Origin of the sequence: Aeromicrobium sp. CnD17-E (assembly GCF_024124745.1) — a bacterium.
Classification (GTDB): domain Bacteria; phylum Actinomycetota; class Actinomycetes; order Propionibacteriales; family Nocardioidaceae; genus Aeromicrobium.
In genome coordinates this window covers 1-19,394 of the sequence record NZ_JAMXRU010000062.1, presented here as the reverse complement: position 1 = coordinate 19,394, position 19,394 = coordinate 1, and the positions used below count along the sequence as shown (strand labels likewise).

Sequence of the window (19,394 nt, the reverse complement as noted above, 5' to 3'; positions counted from 1 at the left end):
GCGCCGTCGAGGCCGCCACCGACGCCGACTTCCGGCTCGAGGTCGTGCACGGCGACCGCAGCGTCACGCTGAGCCGGGCCGAGCTCGCCGCCCTGCCGCAGCGCACGCACCGCCTGCCCATCGCCTGCGTCGAGGGCTGGAGCCGCAGCGCCACCTGGACGGGTGTGGCCGTGCGCGACCTGCTCGAGCTGGTCGGGGCGCCGGCCGCGTCCACGGTCCTCGTCACCTCGATGCAGACCCGTGGCGCGTTCGCGCGCAGCGAGCTGCCCGCCGTGTTCGTCGAGGACCACCGCACGCTGCTCGCGCTCGAGCTCGAGGGCGAGCCGCTCGACCTCGACCACGGCTTCCCGTGCCGCATCATCGCGCCCAACCGGCCCGGCGTGCTGCAGACCAAGTGGGTACGGACGCTGGAGGTCCGCGCATGAGGGCCGCTCGTCTGCTCCTCGCGCTCCCCGGGGTCGCCGCGATCGTGTGGGGCGTCCTCCTGCTGCTCGACCGGCCCGACGGCCTCGTCTCGGTGCTCGTCTGGGCCGCGGGTGCCGTGCTCGTGCACGACCTCGTCGTGGCGCCGCTGACCGTCGTCGCGGGCCTGGTGCTCGGCCGCCTCCTTCCGCCGGCCACCCGCACCCCGGCCCTGCTGCTGCTCGCCGGCTGGGCCCTCGTGACCGTGGCGGTCGCCAACGTGCTGTCGGGGCAGGGCGGCAAGCCCGACAACCCCACCCTGCTGACCGGCGACTACGGGCTCGCGTGGGGCGTCGCGACCCTCGTCGTCGCGCTCGCCGTCGGCGCCCTCGTGGTCGTCGGCGTCCGGCGGGAGCGTCGCCGTACGTCCGCGCCCTCCTGATGGGTTAGGTTGCTGCCGTGCTGCTGAGCGACCGCGACATCCTGGCCGAGATCGACGCCGGACGGGTGAGCCTGGACCCGTTCGAGCGCACCATGATCCAGCCGTCGAGCATCGACGTGCGGCTCGACAAGTTCTTCCGCGTCTTCGACAACCACAAGTACCCGCACATCGACCCGGCGGCCGACCAGTCCGACCTGACGCGCCCGGTCGAGGTGGCCGGCGACGAGACCTTCGTGCTGCACCCCGGCGAGTTCGTCCTGGGGTCCACGTTCGAGCTCGTCACCCTGCCCGACGACGTCGCGGCGCGCCTGGAGGGCAAGTCGTCCCTCGGTCGCCTCGGACTCCTCACGCACTCGACGGCCGGCTTCATCGACCCCGGCTTCTCCGGGCACGTGACGCTGGAGCTGGCCAACGTCGCCACGCTGCCGATCAAGCTCTACCCGGGCATGAAGATCGGCCAGCTCTGCTTCTTCCGGCTGACGTCCGCCGCCGAGCACCCCTACGGGTCCGCCGCGTACGGCTCCCGGTACCAGGGCCAGCGCGGCCCGACGGCGTCGCGGTCGCACGCCAACTTCCACCAGACGAGCATCTAGACCCGAAGCACGAGCCAGCATGTCGCTACCCCTGTCCATCAGTCCCGAGGTCTCCGACGCCCTCGCCGCCGGCCGGCCGGTCGTGGCGCTGGAGTCGACGATCATCTCCCACGGCCTGCCCCGGCCGGACAACCTCGCCGCCGCGCGGCGCTTCGAGCAGCAGCTGCGCGACGCGGGCGTCGTGCCGGCGACGATCGCCGTGCTCGACGGTCAGCTCAAGGCCGGCCTCACCGACGCCGAGCTCGAGCGGATCGCCGCCGAGGACGTGCCGAAGCTGAGCATGCGTGACCTCCCGGTGGTGCTCGCGCGGGGCGGCAGCGGTGCGACGACGGTCGCGGCCACGTCGTTCATCGCCGACCACGCGGGCGTCCGCGTCTTCGCGACCGGCGGCCTCGGCGGGGTGCACCGCGGTGCAGACACCTCCTTCGACGAGTCCAACGACCTCAAGGCCCTGTCGGAGGTGCCGATCACGGTCGTGTCCGCGGGCGTCAAGTCGGTGCTCGACATCGGCGCCACGCTGGAGCGGCTCGAGACCCTCGGCGTCACGGTGCTCGGCTACGGCACCGACGAGTTCCCGAGCTTCTGGCTGCGCTCGTCGGGCGAGCCGCTCGACTGGACGGTGCCCGACGGTCAGGCCGTCGCCGGGGTCATGGAGGCACGCGAGCAGCTCGAGCTCTGCACGGCGATCGTCGTGGCGAACCCGCTGCCGTTCGAGCAGCAGCTCGACCCCGACCTGCACGACCGCGCCCTGGCCGAGGCCCTGCGTCGCTGCGAGGAGAAGGGCATCGAGGGCAAGGAGGTGACGCCGTTCCTGCTCTCGACGATCGTCGAGCTCACCGAGGGCGACAGCCTCGCCGTCAACCTGCGCATCGTCGAGAACAACATCCGCGTCGCGGCCGAGATCGCCACCGCCTGGGCGGAGCTCTAGCCCGTGACGGTGCTCGTCGTCGGTGACGTGGTCGACGACATCAGCGTGCGACCGCTCACGGAGGTCACCCCCGCGAGCGACACCCCCGCCACCATCCGCATGGCGCCCGGCGGCTCGGCGGCCAACGTCGCGGCCTGGCTGGGCGAGCTGGGCGTGCCCACCCGCTTCGTCGGCCGGGTGGGGGCCGACGCCGTCGATCGGCACACGGCGGCCCTCGCGGCGCACGGCGTCGACGCCCGCCTGGTGGGCGACCCGGACCTGCCGACGGCGACCATCCTGCTGCAGCTCGACGACGTCGGCGAGCGGACCATGTTCGTCGACCGTGGCGCGAACGGGCGGCTCTCGCCCGACGACGTCGGAGCCGACGTCTGGGACGGCGTCACCTGGCTGCACCTGACCGGCTACTCGTTCTTCGACGAGGGCACCCGGTCGACGGCGCTCGGGCTCGTCGCGCAGGCCCGGGCGCGCGGTGCCGGGGTCAGCGTCGACCCGAGCACCGTCTCCTTCCTGCGGGCGTGCGGCGGCCCGACCTTCCTCGACTGGGTCCACGGGGCCGACCTCGTGTTCCCGAACCTCGACGAGGCGCGGGTGCTCGTCGACTCACGGGGTCCGCAGATCGACCTCGACCACCTGGCCACCCGCTTCGGCGGCGTCGTCGTGACGCTCGGGTCGATGGGGGCGGCGTTCCTCGGTGACGTCGACGGGGTGGAGCGTCGGGAGCAGGTGACGGCGCCGCGGACCTCCGTGGTCGACACGACCGGCGCGGGGGACGCCTTCGCGGCCGGCTTCCTCGCGTGCTGGCTGCGTCCTGGCCCCCGCGACGTGCGGGGTGCGCTCGAGTCGGGCCGCGCGGTGGCCGAGCGGTGCATCGCCGTGCGCGGCGCGCGTCCCCGCGTCTAGCACCTGGCGACTGATTCCGTAGCCCGATCGAGTCATTTCGGGACCTTCCGCGATGTTTTATCGGCGACCGGCTTCGGTTCCCGTGATTGGTGCGGTTGTATCGACGTGGGGCCGTCCAGGGGTGGGCCCCAGAGGGAGGACACCGTGTCGATCGTGCCGACGCCACGACGTGGCGACCGTGCCACCCGTCGTGAGCGCCACGCTCGCCCGGCCGGTGTCCTCGACGGCAGTGTCCACGTCGCCGCCGCGGAGCACCGGGTCTACGTCCTGGCCTACTACCGCTCGCCCGAGGCTGCGCGGGACGCCCGCGGCGGCGTCGTGACCACGTGGGCCGACCACGAGAGCGCGCCCGACCGGGTCACGCTCACGGCGCCGGGTCCCGGCACCTGGTACGTCAGCGTCCTCGAGCGTCACGAGGGTCCCGACGGCTTCACCTTCTCGGCGGGGGCCGAGGCGCTCCCGCTGCTGCCCGCCTGAACGGCGGGCCTGCGGCTGCCATGCTGGGCCCGTGAGCGGATCGGTGGGGTGGCGGCACGACCCGCGTCGACGGGCCGTCCTCGCCGTCGGCGTGCTCGTCGCGCTCCTGGCTGGGCTGATGGGCTGGATCGTGGTGGCCCCGGAGAGCACCGGGGTGACGTTCCCGGACGGTCGGGTGGCGTCGGAGGGCGAGACCCGCGCCGTGCCGGGCGGTGGGTCGTACGCCTTCCTGCAGACGCAGGCGGACGGCGAGACCCCGGTCGCCTACGACCCGTGCACGCCCGTGCGGCTGGTGGTCAACGAGCGGCTCGCGCCCGACGACGCCGACGCGGTGCTCGAGCGGGCCGTCGCCGAGGTGCGCGAGGCCTCGGGGCTCGACGTCAGGGTCGTGGGCCGGACCGACGACCCGCCGCAGTCGCACCTGGACGACCCCGAGGACGGCGACGGCTGGCGTCCGGTGCAGGTCAGCTGGACCGACGCCGACGAGGTCGAGGAGCTGGAGGGTCGGGTGGCCGGCCTCGGCGGCAGCACCTGGATCGAGCGCGACGGGGTGCGCCGGTACGTGACCGGCGAGGTCATGCTCGACGCGCCCGACCTCGTCGACGGCGGCAGCGGCGGCGAGGTCGCCACCGGGGTGCTGATGCACGAGCTCGCCCACGTGCTCGGGCTCGACCACGTCGACGACCTCGGGGAGCTCATGCACCCCAGCAGCCCCCGCTCCTCCTGGGGCCCGGGCGACCGCGCCGGCCTCGCCGCCCTCGGCGACGCACCCTGCTCCACCTGACCCCACCCCCACCCGCTTCCCCACCCCCTTCCCCGCTGAGCGTGACGTTCGCGGGGTCGGACCGGCGTTTCTGGCCCGCGAACGTCACGCTCAGGAGGAGCATCGAGCCATGACGCGTCCGACCCAGATCGCCGACGGCGTGCACCTCGCCACCGGGACCGACGTCAACTGGCTGCTCCTGCAGGACGGTGACGCGCTGACGGTCATCGACACCGGCTACCCCGGCGACGCCGACCGGCTCGACGCGTCGGTGCGGTCGCTCGGCCGCGAGCCCGGCGACGTCGCCGCCGTGCTCGTGACCCACGCCCACGTCGACCACGTGGGCAGCATCGAGCGGTGGTGGCGGGACCACGGCGTGCCCGTGCTGGTCCACGAGGAGGAGCTGGCGAACGTGCGCGGGGAGCGGCACGAGTCGGCCACCCCGCTCGACGTCGCCCGCCGGGCGTGGCGACCCCGCACGGCGCTGTGGGCCGCGCGCATCACACGGGCCGGCGGCACGGCGCACGTGACCGCCCCGCACGCGCGGACGTGGACGGGCGACGGTCCGCTCGACCTGCCCGGCCGACCCGTCCCCGTCCACACCCCGGGGCACACGAGCGGGCACACGGCGTTCCTGCTGGCCGACGCGGGCGTGCTCGTGACGGGCGACGCGATCGTGACCGCCCACGCCACCACGTCGCGTCGTGGTCCGCAGCAGCTGCCCGGCTTCTTCGCCGCCGACCCCACGCTCGCCGCCCGCTCCCTCGAGCGGTTCCGCGACCTCGACGCCGACACGATCGCCCCCGGTCACGGACCGGTCTGGCAGGGCCGTCCCACCGACGCCGTCGACCACGCCCTCGCCCCCCAGCGGTAGCCGAGACGACGAGAGGGCGCCCGCAGCGTGCGGGCGCCCTCTCGGCTCAGGTGGCTCCGGCCGTCAGGCCTTCGGCTCCTCGTCGTCCTTCGCCACCTCGGTCGCCGCCTCGGTGACGCCGGGGCCCGACGGGTTCGCGTCGCTCAGCGGCGCCACGTCGTCGGACTCGGGGTCGGGGTTCGGCGCATCCTCCACCGCCACGACCTCCGACGGAGCAGCCGACGGTGCCGTCTCCTCGGGCGTCGACGCCTGCGCGGTCGGCTCGGTGGTGGCGTCGTCGACGCCGGCCGCCTCCGCCTCCTCCTCGCGGGCGTCGCCGTCGACCGGCTCGTCCTCGGCGGGCGCGGGGGTGTCGGCCTCGGCGGGCGACTCCTCGCCCCCCTTGGGCACCGACTCGACCTCCGGGTCCACGGCGTCGCCCGGCTCGGGCTCCGGGTCTGGCGTGGGCTCGTCGTCGGACGCGCTGGCGGTGGAGGCCTCGACCTCTTCGTTGCCGGGCGCCTCGCCGGCGTCGCCACCGGAGCCGGCGGCGTCGCCCTTCTCGTCGACCTCGATGTTGTGCTGCGCGGCCATCTCGACGTCCGCCTCGGCGGAGGCCGGGGCAGGGTCGTCCTTCGGCGCCTCGGCCGGCTCGTCGGTGCCCTGCGGGTCCTCGTGGGCGTCGGCGGCGGGCGCGGCGTCCTCGGTCGCGCTGATCGACGCCGGGTCGGCCTCGTCCTTCGCGTCGGGCTCGGCCTCGGTGGCAGCGGCCGCAGCCGTCGCCTTCTCGGCCTCCTCGACCACCGCGGCGTCGTCCTCGGCCGTCGGCTCCTCCGGACGCTTGACGGCTGCGAGCAGCATCTGCGCCACGTCGAGGACCTCGACCTCCTCACGCGCCTCGCCGGCCGCCTGCTGGGCCGTCAGGCCGTCGGACAGCATGACCCGGCAGAACGGGCAGCCCACGGCGATCTGGTCGGCGCCGGTGGCCACGGCCTCCTGGGTGCGGTTCACGTTGATCCGCGAGCCGAGGTTCTCCTCCATCCACATGCGCGCGCCGCCGGCGCCGCAGCAGAAGGAGCGCTCGGAGTTGCGCGGCATCTCGGCGAACTTCGCACCGGGGATGACGCTCAGCAGCTCGCGCGGCGCCTCGTACACCTGGTTGTGGCGGCCGAGGAAGCACGGGTCGTGGTAGGTGATCGTCTTCTCCGGCTCGGCCGAGGCCGCAGCGCCCGCCTTCGGCGCGACCGGCTTCAGCTTGCCCTCGCGCACGAGACGGTTGAGCAGCTGCGTGTGGTGCACGACCTCCAGCTCGACGCCGAACTCGGCGTACTCGTTCTTGAGGGAGTTGAAGCAGTGCGCGCAGGTCGAGACGACCTTCTTGGCCTTCGTCTCCTTCAGCACCTCGGAGTTCTCCATGGCCAGCTGCATGAAGACGATCTCGTTGCCGGCGCGACGGGCCGGGTCGCCGGTGCAGGTCTCGCCGTCACCGAGGATCGCGAACTCGACGCCCGCGGTGTGCAGAAGCTCGGCCACGGCCTGCGTGGTCTTCTTCGCACGGTCCTCGAAGGCACCGGCGCAGCCCACCCAGAACAGCCACTCGACCTCGTCGAGGCTCTCGACGTCGACGCCGACCTGCTTGACCTCGAAGTCGAGGCCCTTGGTCCAGTCGAGGCGGTTCTTGGGGTTCATGCCCCACGGGTTCCCCTTGCGCTCCAGGCCCTTGAAGATGTTGTTCAGCTCGGCCGGGAAGTTGCTCTCGACGAGCACCTGGAAGCGGCGCATGTCGTCGATGTGGTCGACGTGCTCGATGTCGACGGGGCACTGCTGCACGCAGGCGCCGCAGTTCGTGCACGACCACAGGACGTCGGGGTCGATGACGCCGTACATCTCCTCGTCGCCGATGAGCGGACGCTCGACCTCCTTCTGCTGCTCCTCGGTGCGCTCGTCCTCCGGCACCGACAGCGCGGGGATCTTCGCGTAGGCGTGCTCACGCAGGCCCATCATCAGCAGCTTGGGGCTGAGCGGCTTCTCGGTGTTCCAGGCGGGGCACTGGCTCTGGCAGCGGCCGCACTCGGTGCAGGTGGTGAAGTCGAGCAGACCCTTCCACGAGAAGTCCTCGACCTTGCCGACGCCGAGCTTCTCGAAGTCCTCCTCCTCGAGGTCCTCCATCTTCTCCAGGTCGAGCGGCTGACCGTTGACGAGGATCGGCTTGAGGCCACCGAGGGCCGTGCCGCCGTCGGACTCGCGCTTGAACCAGATGTTCGGCCACGCGAGGAAGCGGTGCCAGGCGACGCCCATCGTCAGGTTGGTGGAGATGACGAGCAGCCAGATCATGGCCGAGACGACCTTGATCATCGCGATGGTGACGATGATCGTCTCCAGCGTCTCGATGTTCTCCTCGCCCGTCGGGTAGAGGTTGCCGAAGAACTGGGCGATCGGGAAGTGGAACCCGCTCGCGTACTTGCTGCCCTGGGCCTCGAGCAGGTTGTACTCGGCGCCGCGGATGAACAGGATCGCGATGCTCTCCAGGAACACCATGAACTCGACGAAGTAGGCCTGGCCCTGGCGGGAGCCGAAGAAGCGGCTCTGCCGGCCGAGCTTGCGCGGGTGCTTGACCTGGCGGTAGACCGCGAGCGGGATGATCGCCAGCGCGCCGAGCAGGCCGATGAACTCGCTGATCCACTCGTAGAGGAAGAAGTGGCCGATGAGCGGCCACACGAACTCGGGGTCGAACAGCTGGACGAAGCCCTGGGCGACGGCCGAGCTGAGCACCAGGAAGGCCGCGTAGGCGAACCAGTGGAGGATGCCGACCCAGGTCCACTGGAGCATCCGGGTGTGGACGAACGTCTCCTTCAGCATGTTCACCGTGCGCGCCGCCGGGTCGTTGGTGCGACCGGGCGCGGGTCCACCGGCGCGCACGACCGCGGTCATGCGGCGCACGGCGATGACCGTGACGGGGATCGTGATGGCCGTGACGGCCAGCGAGACGATGATCGCGACGAGCTGCATGGAGCCTCAATCCTTGGTGCGACGACCGTGACAGTGGGGGTGACACTAGCCCCTCGCGTTCTCGTCCGCGGGGTAAGGCCACCCTGATCCTGCAGGTCAGCGGTCGGTTACCGGTGGGTAGGTACAGCCTAACCCCCGAGGCGGACCTCTGTCCGCCGGTGTGAGCCGTTCGAGACCACTCGGACATCGCTGGTCGAGCAGGCCGAGCGGCTGGGGGCACCTCCCGCTTGCGGGGGCCGAAGGAGTCCGGGCGGACGTATCGAGACCGTTCCAAGCGGTCGCTGGGGGCTGGCCCGCGCTGGGCCGTTGCCGGATGGTCTCGATACGCGGCGACGAGCTCGCCGGCGCTCGCCGTCGCCGCTACTCGACCAGCGGAACGTTGCGCTGGTCGAGTGCCTCCACGAGCGCCAGCGAGGGGAGGCGTATCGAGACCACTCCAGGCGGTCGCTGGGCGCTGGCCCGCGCTGGGCCGTTGCCGGGTGGTCTCGCTCCGTCGCGGCTACGCCCCTCGTGCGACGAATCCATCGCATCCACGGCGCTCCTTCGTCGCGCGTGGCCGCTACTCGACCAACGGAGGGGGGCGGACCTCGGACGCCCGGTCCGGCTGGCGGCGCTCGGTGGGGACGAGGGGGAGGGCCAGCAGGGGGAGGACGGCGACGAGTCCGAACGCCCACCCGTAGCCGGCACCGGCGATGAGCACGCCGACGACGGGCGGCACCGCGGCGCTGACGAGGTACTGGCCGGTGTTCTGCACGCCCAGCGCCTTGCCCGACCACCACGGACCCGCTCGTTCCGCGACGGCCGTGAACGCGAGCCCGTTGTCGGCGACGGTGACGACGCTGGCGACGACGACGAGCACCACGGCGAGCGGTGTCGGCTCCAGCAGGCCGAGCGCCAGCATCGCCAGGGCGGCGGCGAGCGCGACGACGCGCATCGGGCCCATGCGGCTGCCGACCCGGTCGGACCACCACCCCACGCCGACGCGTCCCGCCGACCCGAGCAGCTGCGTGACGGCCACGAGCGCGCCCGCGGCCGGCGCGGACCAGCCGCGCTCGGCGATCAGCCAGGTCAGCATGAACGTCCACACGGTGAACTGGGGCACGACGAGCAGGGCTGACGCTGCGTGGATGCGCAGGAGCGACGCGTCGCCGGCGTACGGGCTGGCGGTCTCGCCGTCGCGCAGGGCCTCGGCGCGGGCCCGGCGGGGCGGGTCGACGACCAGCACCGCACAGGCCACGAGCGTGGCGGCGTTGATCGCGGCGATGGTGAGCAGCGTGGTCCGCAGGTCGGTGGCCTCGACCAGGGTCGGCACGAGGACGGCGGCGAGCCCGACCCCGAGGGGCAGCGCGGCCTGCCGGATGCCCATGGCCGTCCCGCGACGTTCCGGCGGGAACCAACCCACGACGAGCCGACCACTGGCGGCGTTGGAGCTGGCGACGCCCACGCCCGCGACGAACCAGCACGCGGCGAGCGGGAGGTAGCCGTCCGCGAACGCCGCCGCGGCGCTGCCCACGGTGGTGACGACGAGACCGAGGGTGAGGGTGAGCCGTTCACCCCACCGGTCGACGACGACGCCCCACCCGACGAGCGAGACGGTGGTGCCGAGCAGCGACGCCGACGCGAGCGCGCCGGCGTGGCCGAGGGTCAGGCCGCGGTCGCGGGTGAGGAACGGGATGAGGGCGACGGCCGCGTTGGCGGCGACCGTGCCGGAGACCTGCGCCAGCATGCCGACCGCGAGCATCAACCATCGGTTCGGGGACGCCACCGCTCCATGGTGGGCCCCGACCGACGAGGCCGCGCGACCGGGTCGGGTGTCAGTCGAGCGCGCCGAGGTACGCCAGCGCCTGGCGCACGAGGGTGCCGCGGCCGCCCTCCATCTCGTCGAGCACGAGGGGGCTGAGCACCTCCTGCGGCGTCATCCAGGTGAGCTCGAGGGCGTCCTGGCGCGGGTTGCACTCGCCGGTGACGGGCACGACGTAGACCAGCGCGACGGCGTGCTGACGCGCGTCGTGCAAGGGGGCGACGCCCGGCAGCGGGAAGTACTCGGCGACCGTGAAGGGGACGATGGAGGCCGGCAGCTGCGGGAAGGCGGTGGGTCCGAGGTCCTTCTCGAGGTTGCGCAGCAGCGCGTCACGCACGGACTCGCCGTGCGTCACGCGGCCCGAGACGAACGTGCGGCTCATCGCGCCCGTGGTGGCGGAGCCGCGGAGCAGCAGCCCGACGTGCTCGACGCGACCGTGGGAGTCGACCCGGACGGGGATGCCCTCCACGTAGAGGATCGGCACCCGGGAGCGGGTCTCCTCGAGGGCGATCTCGGAGAGCCAGCCGGGGTTCGGGTCGGGGGTGCGGACGGACGCCATGGCCACATCCTCCCTCATGGACCCGACCGCCCTGGCGGGTGCGGGCCGACGACGGGTCGCGCGGTCGCGGTCAGGGGTTGATCGCGCTGAGCACGGCCCCGGTCGTCAGCACGGCGGTCATCGCGTTCTGCGCGTCCTGGAGGACCCCGCGGACGCCCTCGCTCGCCCAGTCGCCCTCGGCGACGACCTTGGCCCGCTCCTTCGCGACCTTCAGCTCGCGCCGGTCGGTCACGGCGATGCCGAGGTGGCCGGTGGCCAGGAGCAGTCCCACCAGCGGTCCGGTGGTCTCGTCGGCCGGCTGCTCCTGCAGCAGCACGGCGCGCAACCGGCCCACGAGGTCGTCGCGCTGCACCACGTCGGCGACGTCGTACCGCTCGAGGACGAGGCGTCGCTGCCGCCGGACCGTCCCCGCGGCCTCCATGTCGCGCAGTACGACGGCGCGCTGGCGTCGCCCGAGGCGGGCGATCGTCGACTTCGGCGTCTGGCGTCCCTGCTCGCGCACCCGCTCGAAGGCCGTCTGCAGGGCCGGGTCGGAGACGGGGGTGCGGTCGACGACCTCGACGCGAGCCTTGCGCCCGCTGCCCTCCAGCCGGAGCCGGCCGAGGAGGACGAGGTCGATGAGGGCCGCGCCCCCGAGCGCCGACTCGACCGTCCGCGTCACCACGCGGACCCGGCCGGTGCGGGGATCGATCGCCACCAGGAGCAGGTTCTTCGCGACGGTCATGCCGCCAGCCTAGGCACGTTCGTCCCCCGCGGGGAGCGGCTCTTGTCAGACCGTGTCCTGGCTGGAAGAGTCCCCAGGATGGCCGTCGAGGACTGGGAACAATTCGCTGACCTCGCTCGCTCGATGAGCGCGAAGTCAGGGTTCAGGGACACCGTCCTCACCGCGGTCCGGTCAGCACCGCGGCTCGTGGGCGGGTGCGACGAGGCCGGGGTCTCGGTCGTCCACGCGGGGGGGTCGGGTGACGACCGAGGCGTCCACGGGGGAGCGGGTCGAGCAGGCGGACGCCCTGCAGGTGGAGCTGCAGGACGGTCCCTGCGTGCAGTCGATCCACCAGTCCGAGACGGTCCGCAGCGTCGACCTGCGCGAGGAGGGCCGCTGGCCCCGGTGGTCGCCGGTGGTGGCGGAGCGGCTGGGGTTCCGGTCCATGCTCTGCGTCCAGCTGTTCACCACGGGCGACGCCTTCGGGTGCATGAACATGTACTCCGACACCGTCGCAGGCTTCGACGAGGACGACCTGCACGCGGGTCTCGCCCTGGCGGCGCACGTCGCGGTCGCGCTACGGGGTGCCGACCTGGTCGACAACCTCGAGTCCGCCCTCGCGAGCCGCGACGTCATCGGCCAGGCCAAGGGGCGGCTGGTCGAGCGGTTCGGGCTGAGCTCCGAGCAGGCCTTCGACGTGCTCGTCCGCTACTCCCAGGACCGCAACGTCAAGCTGCGCGAGGTGGCCGAGCAGGTCGCGCGGGAGGGGTTCGGGGCGCTCGACGACGGCCGGTCATGAACCTGCGGCAGACGGGTATCCCCTGGACGGACGACCCCGGCGGTTTGGCCAGAAGCCGCCGGGGCCGTCCCCGAGACGACGCGAGCGGGATGCGCGGACGCCGCGTCCGTCCTACGGTCGCGCCATGAGCGCCACCTCCGACGAGTCCCCCCTCGACCCTCGTGCGGTCGAGCTCGCGCAGTCCCTGCTCGACGACGCACGGGAGGGCCGCACGGAGCGGCTCGCGGCGCACGTGGACGCCGGCGTCCCCGTCGACCTGACCGACGCGTCGGGCAACACCGCGCTCATGCTCGCCGCCTACCACGGCCACGCCGCCACCGTCGCCGCGCTGGTCCAGCGCGGCGCGAGCGTCGACGCCCTGAACGACCGGGGGCAGAGCCCGCTCGCCGGGGCCGTGTTCAAGGGCGAGGACGACGTCGTGCGGGTGCTCCTCGACGCAGGCGCCGACCCCGACGCCGGGCACCCGACCGCTCGCCAGACCGCCGCGATGTTCGGCCGCACCGACCTCGTCGGGCCCGCCTGAGGCCACCGACCCGGCCACGCCCGCTCCTCACGGGTAGCAGCCGATCGGCGGGTCCGGGGCGTTTTCCTCACATCGTCACGAAATTGTTCGCTCCGGCAACAAACGTAACGTCGTGGGGTCGGCGGACGCTTCGTGCGCGAAACGCGACCCCCGGAGGCTGGGCGCGCGAGCCGTGCCACCCCCCTGCGCACGGTCGCCGACCACGAGGGAGACACCACCTGTGCACGCATCCATGCGACGGGTCGCCGGCGGTCTGCTGACCGCCACCTTGACCGCGACCTTCCTGGGAGCCCTGGGCACCACGAGCGCCATCGGCGCCACCGTGGCGTCCGGCTCCGACTTCAGCGTCGAACGCGCTCCGGGCGGCTACGCCGTCACGCTCGAGCTCGACACCCCCCTGCCCGTCAAGGACGACGCCCCGACGCTCGTCGTCGACGGCAAGGACATCGGCATCGCCACCGAGTCGCCGAAGGGCGACACGCTCACCGTGCTGACCAGCGACCCCGCCGTCGCCGACGCGTCCAGCGTCGAGGCCGGCTGGGCGAGCCGCGGCGCGTCAGCGAAGGCCGAGCGCACCGGCGAGGTGGCGCAGCCCGAGGACCTCGCCGACCCGGCGACCCTGGAGACGCTCGACGCGAACCCCGCGTCGACGGGCACCTACGAGTACACGCAGGCCGACTACGACTTCGGCACCCAGTCGGTCGCGCTCGCCAACATCGGCGGCGTGCGCGGTGAGATGCAGGGGCGTCTCTACCTGCCCAAGACGGGCGGGAAGCGTCCGGTCGTCCTGCTGCTGCACGGACGCCACTCCACCTGCTACGCCGAGGGCAGCTCCAGCGCGTCGCTCGCGTGGCCGTGCTCCGGCACGCGTCCGCTGTCGATCCCGAGCTACGCCGGGTACGACGGCACGGGCCAGGCGCTCGCGAGCCACGGCTACGCCGTCATCTCGATCTCGGCGAACGCCGTGAACGCCAACGACAACCCGCGCTCGCCCGACCAGGGTGCACAGGCGCGCGGCCAGCTCGTCCTCGACACGCTGTCGATGCTGCGCAAGGCCGACGCCGGCCAGCCGGTCACGCTGCACGACGACGCCCGCGACCTCGACGTCACCCTCGACGACGCGCTGCAGGACCCGCTCACCGCGGCCGACCTGCAGGGCCGGTTCGACCTGTCCGACGTGGGTCTCATGGGTCACTCGCGCGGTGGTGAGGGCATCACCTCGGCGGCCACGCTGAACGCGGCGCTCGACGAGCCGTTCGGCATCAAGAGCCTCCTGCCGCTCGCACCTGTCGACTTCGGCCGCATGACGGTGCCGAACGTGCCGCTCAACGTCGTCCTGCCGTACTGCGACGGCGACGTGTCGAACCAGCAGGGTCAGCACATGCTCGACGACTCGCGCTACGCGTTCGACGACGACGCGTTGCGGGCCGCCACGTGGGTCATGGGAGCGAACCACAACTTCTTCAACACCGTCTGGACGCCCGGGAAGTTCCCGGCCGGCGTCAGCGACGACTGGGGCGCCACGTCGACCAACCAGACCTGTGGTCCGGTCCCGGCCGTCGCCGCCACGTCGATCCGCCTGTCGGCCGACGCCCAGTACGACCTGGGCACGGCGTACATGGCCGGCTGGTTCCGGCTGACGCTCGGTGGCGAGAAGCAGTTCCTGCCGATGTTCGACGGCTCGGGCACGCGCCCGGAGGTCGTCGGCAACGCCGACGTCCGCACCGTCACGACCGCGCCCTCGTCGGCGCGCTCGACGCTGACGTCGTTCGAGTCGACCAGCTCCCTCGTGCGCACGTCGGGCCTGGCCACGGCGCAGCCGTGCGCGAGCCTGACCGGTCGCACGATCCCGGCCGCGGCCCCCGCCTGCTCGACGCTCGCGTCGTCGCAGGTGCCGCACTGGACGCCCGCCAGCAACGGCGGCAACGTGCCCGCGACGCCCGTCACCCGGTTCACCTGGACCGGTGACACGGGAGCCGTGCTGGTGACGGTGCCGAAGGCCAAGCGCGACGCGTCGGGCTTCGACCGGCTGTCGCTCAAGGTGGCCGCCGACGAGACCGTCGTGACCGGCACCGACCTGACCCTCGCGGTCAAGGACGGCTCGGGTGCCACGTGGTCGTCGAAGGTCTCGGCGCTCAACCCGTACGCGCTCGTGCGCCTGCCGGCGCCGTCGGACTCGACGACGACGGTGCTCAAGAAGATCGTGCTGCAGCAGGTGAACGTGCCGACCTCGACGCTGAAGGACGCCGGGCTCGACGTGTCCGACGTGCGCGAGGTGCGGCTGACCGCGGCCACGGGCGCCGATGCGACGACCACGGGGGCGGCGTACCTGTCCGACCTCGCGTGGGAGTCGTCCTCGCTCGGGACGCCGACGGTGAAGAAGGAGAACACCGTCAACGTGTTCGCGACCGCGGTCGAGGAGGGCGCCTCGGCCGGTACCGCCGACGTCGGCGTCTACCTCGCCCAGCCGGCGACCAAGCCGGTCGTCGCGTACGTCAGCGTCCTGGGCTCCGCCTCGGGCCGTGCCGGCATCGCGATGGAGAAGGTCACCTTCGCGCCCGGCGAGACGTGCAAGGTCGTCACCGGGTCGATCCTCGGCGACAGCCTGGCGTCGACGTCGGCGAGCACCGCGGTGAAGGTCTCGGCGATCAACACCTCCGGTGCGGTCATGGGCGCCAAGGCGTTCGGCTACCTCACGGTCCGTGAGGACGACGGCGTCACGGGCTCGGCCACGGCGCTGCCGCCGGTCGGCGCGCAGGGCGACCCGTGCGAGGAGCTGGCTCGCTCGACCGAGGTCGGCGCCGTCACGGTCGACGACCCCACGCCCGCCCCGGGTGGTGCGGTCACGCTGACCGCGTCGGGCTACCGGTCCGGCGAGGGCGTCACGTTCTCGCTCGGCTCGAGCACGCTCGGCACCGCGATCGCCGACCCCTCCGGCACGGCCGTGCTCAGCGCGACCGTCCCGGCCGACGCCGCCATCGGCGAGGCGACCGTCAAGGCGGTCGGCGCGGGCTACGCCCTCACGTCGACCGGCTCGCTCGAGGTGCTGACCGAGACGTCCACGGAGCTGTCGATCGACCCGGAGCTCCCGGCGATCAACCAGCCCGTGACGCTCACGGCCACGGTCACGGGCGGCGACGGCGGCACCGTCACCTTCGCCGACGGCGACACGGTGCTCGGCACGTCGGTGGTCGAGGCCGGTACGGCCAGCCTCGCGGTGCCCGGCTTCAAGGCCGGCTCGCACGAGCTGGTCGCGTCGCTCGCGAAGACGGCGACCGCGCAGGCGTCGCAGTCGGGTGCGGTGTCGTTCACCCTCACCAAGGGTGCTTCGACGATCGCGCTGGTCATGGCGTCGGCCGAGAGCACCTTCGGTGATCCGCTGAAGGGTGCCGTGGCGGTCGCCGGGGCCGACGAGGGCACGGTGACGGTCACCGCCGCCGGCACGCCCGTGACGGTCGCGCTCGACGCCCAGGGCACGGGACGCTTCGAGCTCCCGGCCACGCTGAAGGTCGGCTCGCACACGGTGAGCGCGGTCTTCGACGGCACCGACGAGGTCGAGGCGAGCGGCACGGCCACGGCCGACGTCACCGTCGTGAAGCGCGCGACGACGACGGTCACGAACGCGACGTCGTCGGTCAGGCGGAGCGCGACGTACCGGGTGCGCGCGACGGTCTCGCCGACCGTGGCGGGCGTCGCCCCGTCGGGCTCGGTGCGGGTGTATGTCAAGGCGCCCGGCGCCAAGTCGTTCACCTGGGCCAAGACGGTGCGGCTGTCCGGCGGCACGGTCGTGACCACGCTCAAGGCGCCGAGGACGAAGGGCACGCTGTCGGTCCGCACGGTCTACGTGGGCGACGGCTCCTTCACCGGAAGCACCAGCGCGACCAAGGGGGTGCGCATCCGCTGACGCGCTGAGCACGCCGACGGGCGTCCGGTCCACCACGGACCGGGCGCCCGTCGTCCGTCCGGCGGCTCCGCCGGACGGGACCGTCCACCCCCTGGCGCGGCGCGCCGCCCGAGACGCGACGACGCTAGGGTGGACCTCACCAACGACAGGGGAGCGCCACCCGCAGAGGGCGCTGAGAGTGCGGAACAGCCGCAGACCCTTGAACCTGCTCCGGTTAGCACCGGCGAAGGGAGTCACGATGAGTAGTTCTGCATCCACGCGTCCGTCCACCGACCTGGGGTCGTCGTTCCGGTACCGCACCGTCGACCTCGTCACGATCGCGACGCTCGCCGTCGCCCTCGGCGTCACCTTCTGGATCTGGGGGAAGGCCTACGGCGGCATCAGTGCCCTGGCGGTCTTCTCCTTCCCGCCGTCCGTCGGCGCGCTGGCCGGGCCCTGGCTCCTCGCCGGCGTCGTCGGGGGCCTGATCGTCCGCCGCCCGGGTGCGGCGCTCGTGACCGAGCTCGCCGCCGCCGCGGTGTCGGCGCTCGTCCCCGGCGGCACCGAGTGGGGTCTGGGCGTCCTCGCCTCGGGCCTGGTGCAGGGCCTGGGCGCCGAGCTCGTGCTCGCGCTGTTCCTGTACCGACGGTTCTCCCTCGGCGTCGCCGTCCTGGCCGGGGCTGGAGCCGGTGCCTTCGGCTCGGTCTACGAGTGGTTCGCCTACTGGGAGGGCGTGTTCTCCGGGACGGACCGCCTGATCCACCTCGGCCTCTTCGCCCTCTCCGGCGCGGTCGTCGCCGGTGCCGGAGGGTGGCTGCTGGTGCGCGCGCTGGCCCGCGCCGGGGTGCTCGACGCCTTCGGACCCGGTCGCGAGCTGCACGAGCGGACCGCGGTCTGAGCGACCTCCAGCCAGGTCAGGTCCGCGTCGAGGGCCTGACCTGGCGCCCGCTCGGGCGTCGCGAGCCGGTGGTCACCGGCCTCGACGTGCGCGTCGAGCCCGGGGAGCGGGTGATGCTCCTCGGTCCGAGCGGCGCGGGGAAGTCCACGCTGCTCCACGCGCTGGTCGGCGCCCTCGGCACCACGCTGTCGGGCGACCTTGGCGGCACGGTGCAGGTCGGTGGGGTCGTCGGCTTCGTGCCCCAGGCGCCCGGCGACGCGGTGGTGGCCGAGCGGATCGGTCGCGACGTCGCGTTCGGCCCGGAGAACCGCGCCCTGCCCCGCCCGGAGATCTGGAGCCGTGTCGACCGTGCGCTGGCCGACGTCGGGCTGACCTACGGCCGGGACCACCCGACGGCGGCGCTCTCCGGCGGTGAGCTGCAACGCCTGGCGCTCGCCGGCGCGCTGGCCGTCGCGCCCGACGTGCTGCTGCTCGACGAGCCGACGTCGATGCTCGACCCCGACCACGCCGCCTCCGTGCGCGAGGCGGTGCGCGCGACCGTCGGTGCCCGCGGCGCCACGCTGCTCGTCGTCGAGCACCGCATGGGTCCGTGGCTCGACCTCGTCGACCGGGTGCTGGTGCTCGGGCGCGACGGCACGCTGCTGGCCGACGTCGCTCCCGACGTGCTCGTGCGCGACCACGTCGAGGCCATGGGTCGGCTCGGGCTCTGGATGCCCGGCCTGCCCGCCCCCACGCCCCTGGAGGTCGACCCGCGTCTGGTGACCCCCGCGAACCCGGCGACCCCCGTCGTGGCCCAGGACCTCGTGGTCGACCTGACCAGTCGGTCGATGCGCGGCGTCACGCGGACCCGTGCGCTCGACGGCGTGCACGCCCGGCTGGACCCGGGTCGGCTCACGGCCGTCACCGGGCCGAGCGGTGCCGGCAAGTCGACGTTGCTCGCCGCCCTCGGCGGGCTCCTCGAGCCGACGTCGGGGCGGGTGTCCCCGTCGCGTCACCGGCTCCGTAGCCGCGAGCTCGCCGCGCAGGTCGGCTGGTCGTCCCAGGTCCCCGAGCACGGGTTCGTCGCCGCGACCGTGCGCGAGGAGGTCGCGCTGACCGCCGGGCGGACCGGTCGGACCGTCGACGTCGACGCCCTGCTCGACGTCGTCGGGCTGGGTGCGCTGGCCTCGACCCACCCCTTCCGGCTCTCCGGCGGCGAGCAGCGACGGGTCTCGATGCTGACGGCCGTCGCGCACCGGCCCGAGGTCGTGCTGCTCGACGAGCCGACCGTGGGCCAGGACCGCGACACCTGGGCGGCCGTGGTGGGGCTCGCGCTCGCCGCGGCGGGGGAGGGTGCCGTCGTCGCGACGGCCACCCACGACACCGACGTCGTCGACCTGGCGCCCGACCGGGTGGAGGTGGCCCGATGAGACGCACCCTGGCGCAGACGAACCCGCTGGCGCTGCTGTGGATCGGGCTGGCCGCGCTGCTCGGCTCCTTCGCCGTCCGCGACCTGCCCTCCGCCGTCGCCGCGGCCAGCGCCTGGGCGCTGGCGGGTCTGCTCGTCCTGCCGTCGTGGCGCTACCCGCTGGCCTGCCTCGCGCTGTGCGGCGTGTCGGCCGGGCTGGTGGCGTACTCCGCCTGGCGGCTCGGCAACCCCGACCACGCCCCGGTGGCGGCGCTGCGGATCCTGGTGCTCGCGTGGCCGGGGGCCGTGGTCGTCGCGTTCGTCGACCTCTCGGACCTCGGCGACGAGCTCGCGCAGCGGCTCCACCTGCCCGACCGGCCCGTGGCCGCCTTCGTCGCCTCGCTGCAGCGGGTGTCGGACTTCGGCGCGACCCTGCAGCAGGTGCTCCGCGCCCGCCGCGTGCGCGGCACGGGT

The 19,394-nt window shown here is 73.4% G+C and carries 17 protein-coding genes, 1 pseudogene and 1 riboswitch; of the genes and pseudogenes, 14 read left to right on the top strand and 4 right to left on the bottom strand.

The window, feature by feature from the left end; all coding sequences use genetic code 11:
- The 8 genes from NH339_RS12140 to NH339_RS12105 form a co-directional block, all read left to right on the top strand.
- Positions 1-425, top strand: a 425-nt coding sequence (locus tag NH339_RS12140; RefSeq protein ID WP_253025642.1) for a molybdopterin-dependent oxidoreductase, incomplete at its 5' end; no start/stop codon positions are given.
- Positions 422-844, top strand: coding sequence for a hypothetical protein (locus NH339_RS12135; RefSeq protein ID WP_253025640.1), 423 nt, complete (start codon positions 422-424; stop codon positions 842-844). The genes NH339_RS12140 and NH339_RS12135, both read left to right, overlap by 4 nt.
- 17 nt (positions 845-861) lie before the next feature.
- On the top strand, positions 862-1,437 hold the full coding sequence (dcd, locus tag NH339_RS12130; protein WP_253025638.1) for a dCTP deaminase: 576 nt from the start codon (positions 862-864) through the stop codon (positions 1,435-1,437).
- A gap of 19 nt (positions 1,438-1,456) precedes the next feature.
- Complete coding sequence (locus NH339_RS12125; protein WP_253025636.1) at positions 1,457-2,365, top strand: pseudouridine-5'-phosphate glycosidase; 909 nt, start codon at positions 1,457-1,459, stop codon at positions 2,363-2,365.
- Between the two features lie 3 nt (positions 2,366-2,368).
- A complete protein-coding gene (locus tag NH339_RS12120; protein ID WP_253025634.1) occupies positions 2,369-3,265 on the top strand; it encodes a PfkB family carbohydrate kinase in 897 nt (298 codons plus the stop codon).
- A gap of 144 nt (positions 3,266-3,409) precedes the next feature.
- Positions 3,410-3,742, top strand: coding sequence for a hypothetical protein (locus NH339_RS12115; RefSeq protein ID WP_253025632.1), 333 nt, complete (start codon positions 3,410-3,412; stop codon positions 3,740-3,742).
- Positions 3,743-3,773: 31 nt separating this feature from the next.
- Positions 3,774-4,526: a M10 family metallopeptidase domain-containing protein gene (locus tag NH339_RS12110; RefSeq protein ID WP_253025630.1), complete on the top strand. Its 753-nt coding sequence runs from the start codon at positions 3,774-3,776 to the stop codon at positions 4,524-4,526.
- A gap of 109 nt (positions 4,527-4,635) precedes the next feature.
- The gene (locus tag NH339_RS12105) at positions 4,636-5,379 is read left to right on the top strand and encodes an MBL fold metallo-hydrolase (RefSeq protein WP_253025628.1); all 744 of its coding nucleotides are present in this window, start codon (positions 4,636-4,638) and stop codon (positions 5,377-5,379) included.
- Between the two features lie 63 nt (positions 5,380-5,442).
- Here NH339_RS12105 and NH339_RS12100 read toward each other — a convergent pair whose 3' ends face one another.
- The 4 genes from NH339_RS12100 to NH339_RS12085 all read right to left on the bottom strand — a co-directional run bounded on the left by NH339_RS12100 (position 5,443) and on the right by NH339_RS12085 (position 11,451).
- Entirely contained in the window at positions 5,443-8,367 is a 2,925-nt protein-coding gene (locus NH339_RS12100) for a heterodisulfide reductase-related iron-sulfur binding cluster (RefSeq protein ID WP_253025626.1), read from the bottom strand.
- Positions 8,368-8,926: 559 nt separating this feature from the next.
- Complete coding sequence (locus NH339_RS12095; protein ID WP_253025625.1) at positions 8,927-10,132, bottom strand: MFS transporter; 1,206 nt, start codon at positions 10,130-10,132, stop codon at positions 8,927-8,929.
- A gap of 49 nt (positions 10,133-10,181) precedes the next feature.
- Entirely contained in the window at positions 10,182-10,727 is a 546-nt protein-coding gene (locus NH339_RS12090; RefSeq protein WP_253025624.1) for an NUDIX hydrolase family protein, read from the bottom strand.
- Between the two features lie 70 nt (positions 10,728-10,797).
- The gene (locus NH339_RS12085; RefSeq protein ID WP_253025623.1) at positions 10,798-11,451 is read right to left on the bottom strand and encodes a GPP34 family phosphoprotein; all 654 of its coding nucleotides are present in this window, start codon (positions 11,449-11,451) and stop codon (positions 10,798-10,800) included.
- 238 nt (positions 11,452-11,689) lie between these two features.
- Here NH339_RS12085 and NH339_RS18880 point away from each other — a divergent pair, with 238 nt between their 5' ends.
- The 6 genes and pseudogenes from NH339_RS18880 to NH339_RS12055 all read left to right on the top strand — a co-directional run.
- Positions 11,690-12,229, top strand: coding sequence for an ANTAR domain-containing protein (locus tag NH339_RS18880; RefSeq protein ID WP_253025622.1), 540 nt, complete (start codon positions 11,690-11,692; stop codon positions 12,227-12,229).
- Between the two features lie 124 nt (positions 12,230-12,353).
- Positions 12,354-12,752 (top strand): ankyrin repeat domain-containing protein, encoded by a 399-nt coding sequence (locus NH339_RS12075; RefSeq protein WP_253025621.1) that lies wholly within the window; start codon positions 12,354-12,356, stop codon positions 12,750-12,752.
- Between the two features lie 232 nt (positions 12,753-12,984).
- Positions 12,985-16,656, top strand: coding sequence for an Ig-like domain repeat protein (locus NH339_RS12070; protein ID WP_253025619.1), 3,672 nt, complete (start codon positions 12,985-12,987; stop codon positions 16,654-16,656).
- Positions 16,657-16,793: 137 nt separating this feature from the next.
- Positions 16,794-16,905: riboswitch (TPP riboswitch) on the top strand.
- Complete coding sequence (locus tag NH339_RS12065) at positions 16,895-17,533, top strand: ECF transporter S component (protein ID WP_253025617.1); 639 nt, start codon at positions 16,895-16,897, stop codon at positions 17,531-17,533. Its footprint overlaps the riboswitch before it by 11 nt.
- Before the next feature lie 86 nt (positions 17,534-17,619).
- Entirely contained in the window at positions 17,620-18,942 is a 1,323-nt protein-coding gene (locus NH339_RS12060) for an ATP-binding cassette domain-containing protein (protein WP_253025615.1), read from the top strand.
- Positions 18,939-19,394: pseudogene (locus NH339_RS12055) on the top strand (hypothetical protein); the annotation flags it as partial. The gene NH339_RS12060 and the pseudogene NH339_RS12055, both read left to right, overlap by 4 nt.

Bases quoted from the DNA above. Each gene is read 5' to 3' on its own strand.
- NH339_RS12135 (WP_253025640.1), top strand. From the start codon at position 422: ATGAGGGCCGCTCGTCTGCTCCTCGCGCTCCCCGGGGTCGCCGCGATC.
- NH339_RS12125 (WP_253025636.1), top strand. From the start codon at position 1,457: ATGTCGCTACCCCTGTCCATCAGTCCCGAGGTCTCCGACGCCCTCGCC.
- NH339_RS12105 (WP_253025628.1), top strand. From the start codon at position 4,636: ATGACGCGTCCGACCCAGATCGCCGACGGCGTGCACCTCGCCACCGGG.
- NH339_RS12100 (WP_253025626.1), bottom strand. From the start codon at position 8,367: ATGCAGCTCGTCGCGATCATCGTCTCGCTGGCCGTCACGGCCATCACG.
- NH339_RS12090 (WP_253025624.1), bottom strand. From the start codon at position 10,727: ATGGCGTCCGTCCGCACCCCCGACCCGAACCCCGGCTGGCTCTCCGAG.
- NH339_RS12085 (WP_253025623.1), bottom strand. From the start codon at position 11,451: ATGACCGTCGCGAAGAACCTGCTCCTGGTGGCGATCGATCCCCGCACC.
- NH339_RS12075 (WP_253025621.1), top strand. From the start codon at position 12,354: ATGAGCGCCACCTCCGACGAGTCCCCCCTCGACCCTCGTGCGGTCGAG.
- NH339_RS12070 (WP_253025619.1), top strand. From the start codon at position 12,985: ATGCGACGGGTCGCCGGCGGTCTGCTGACCGCCACCTTGACCGCGACC.
- NH339_RS12065 (WP_253025617.1), top strand. From the start codon at position 16,895: ATGAGTAGTTCTGCATCCACGCGTCCGTCCACCGACCTGGGGTCGTCG.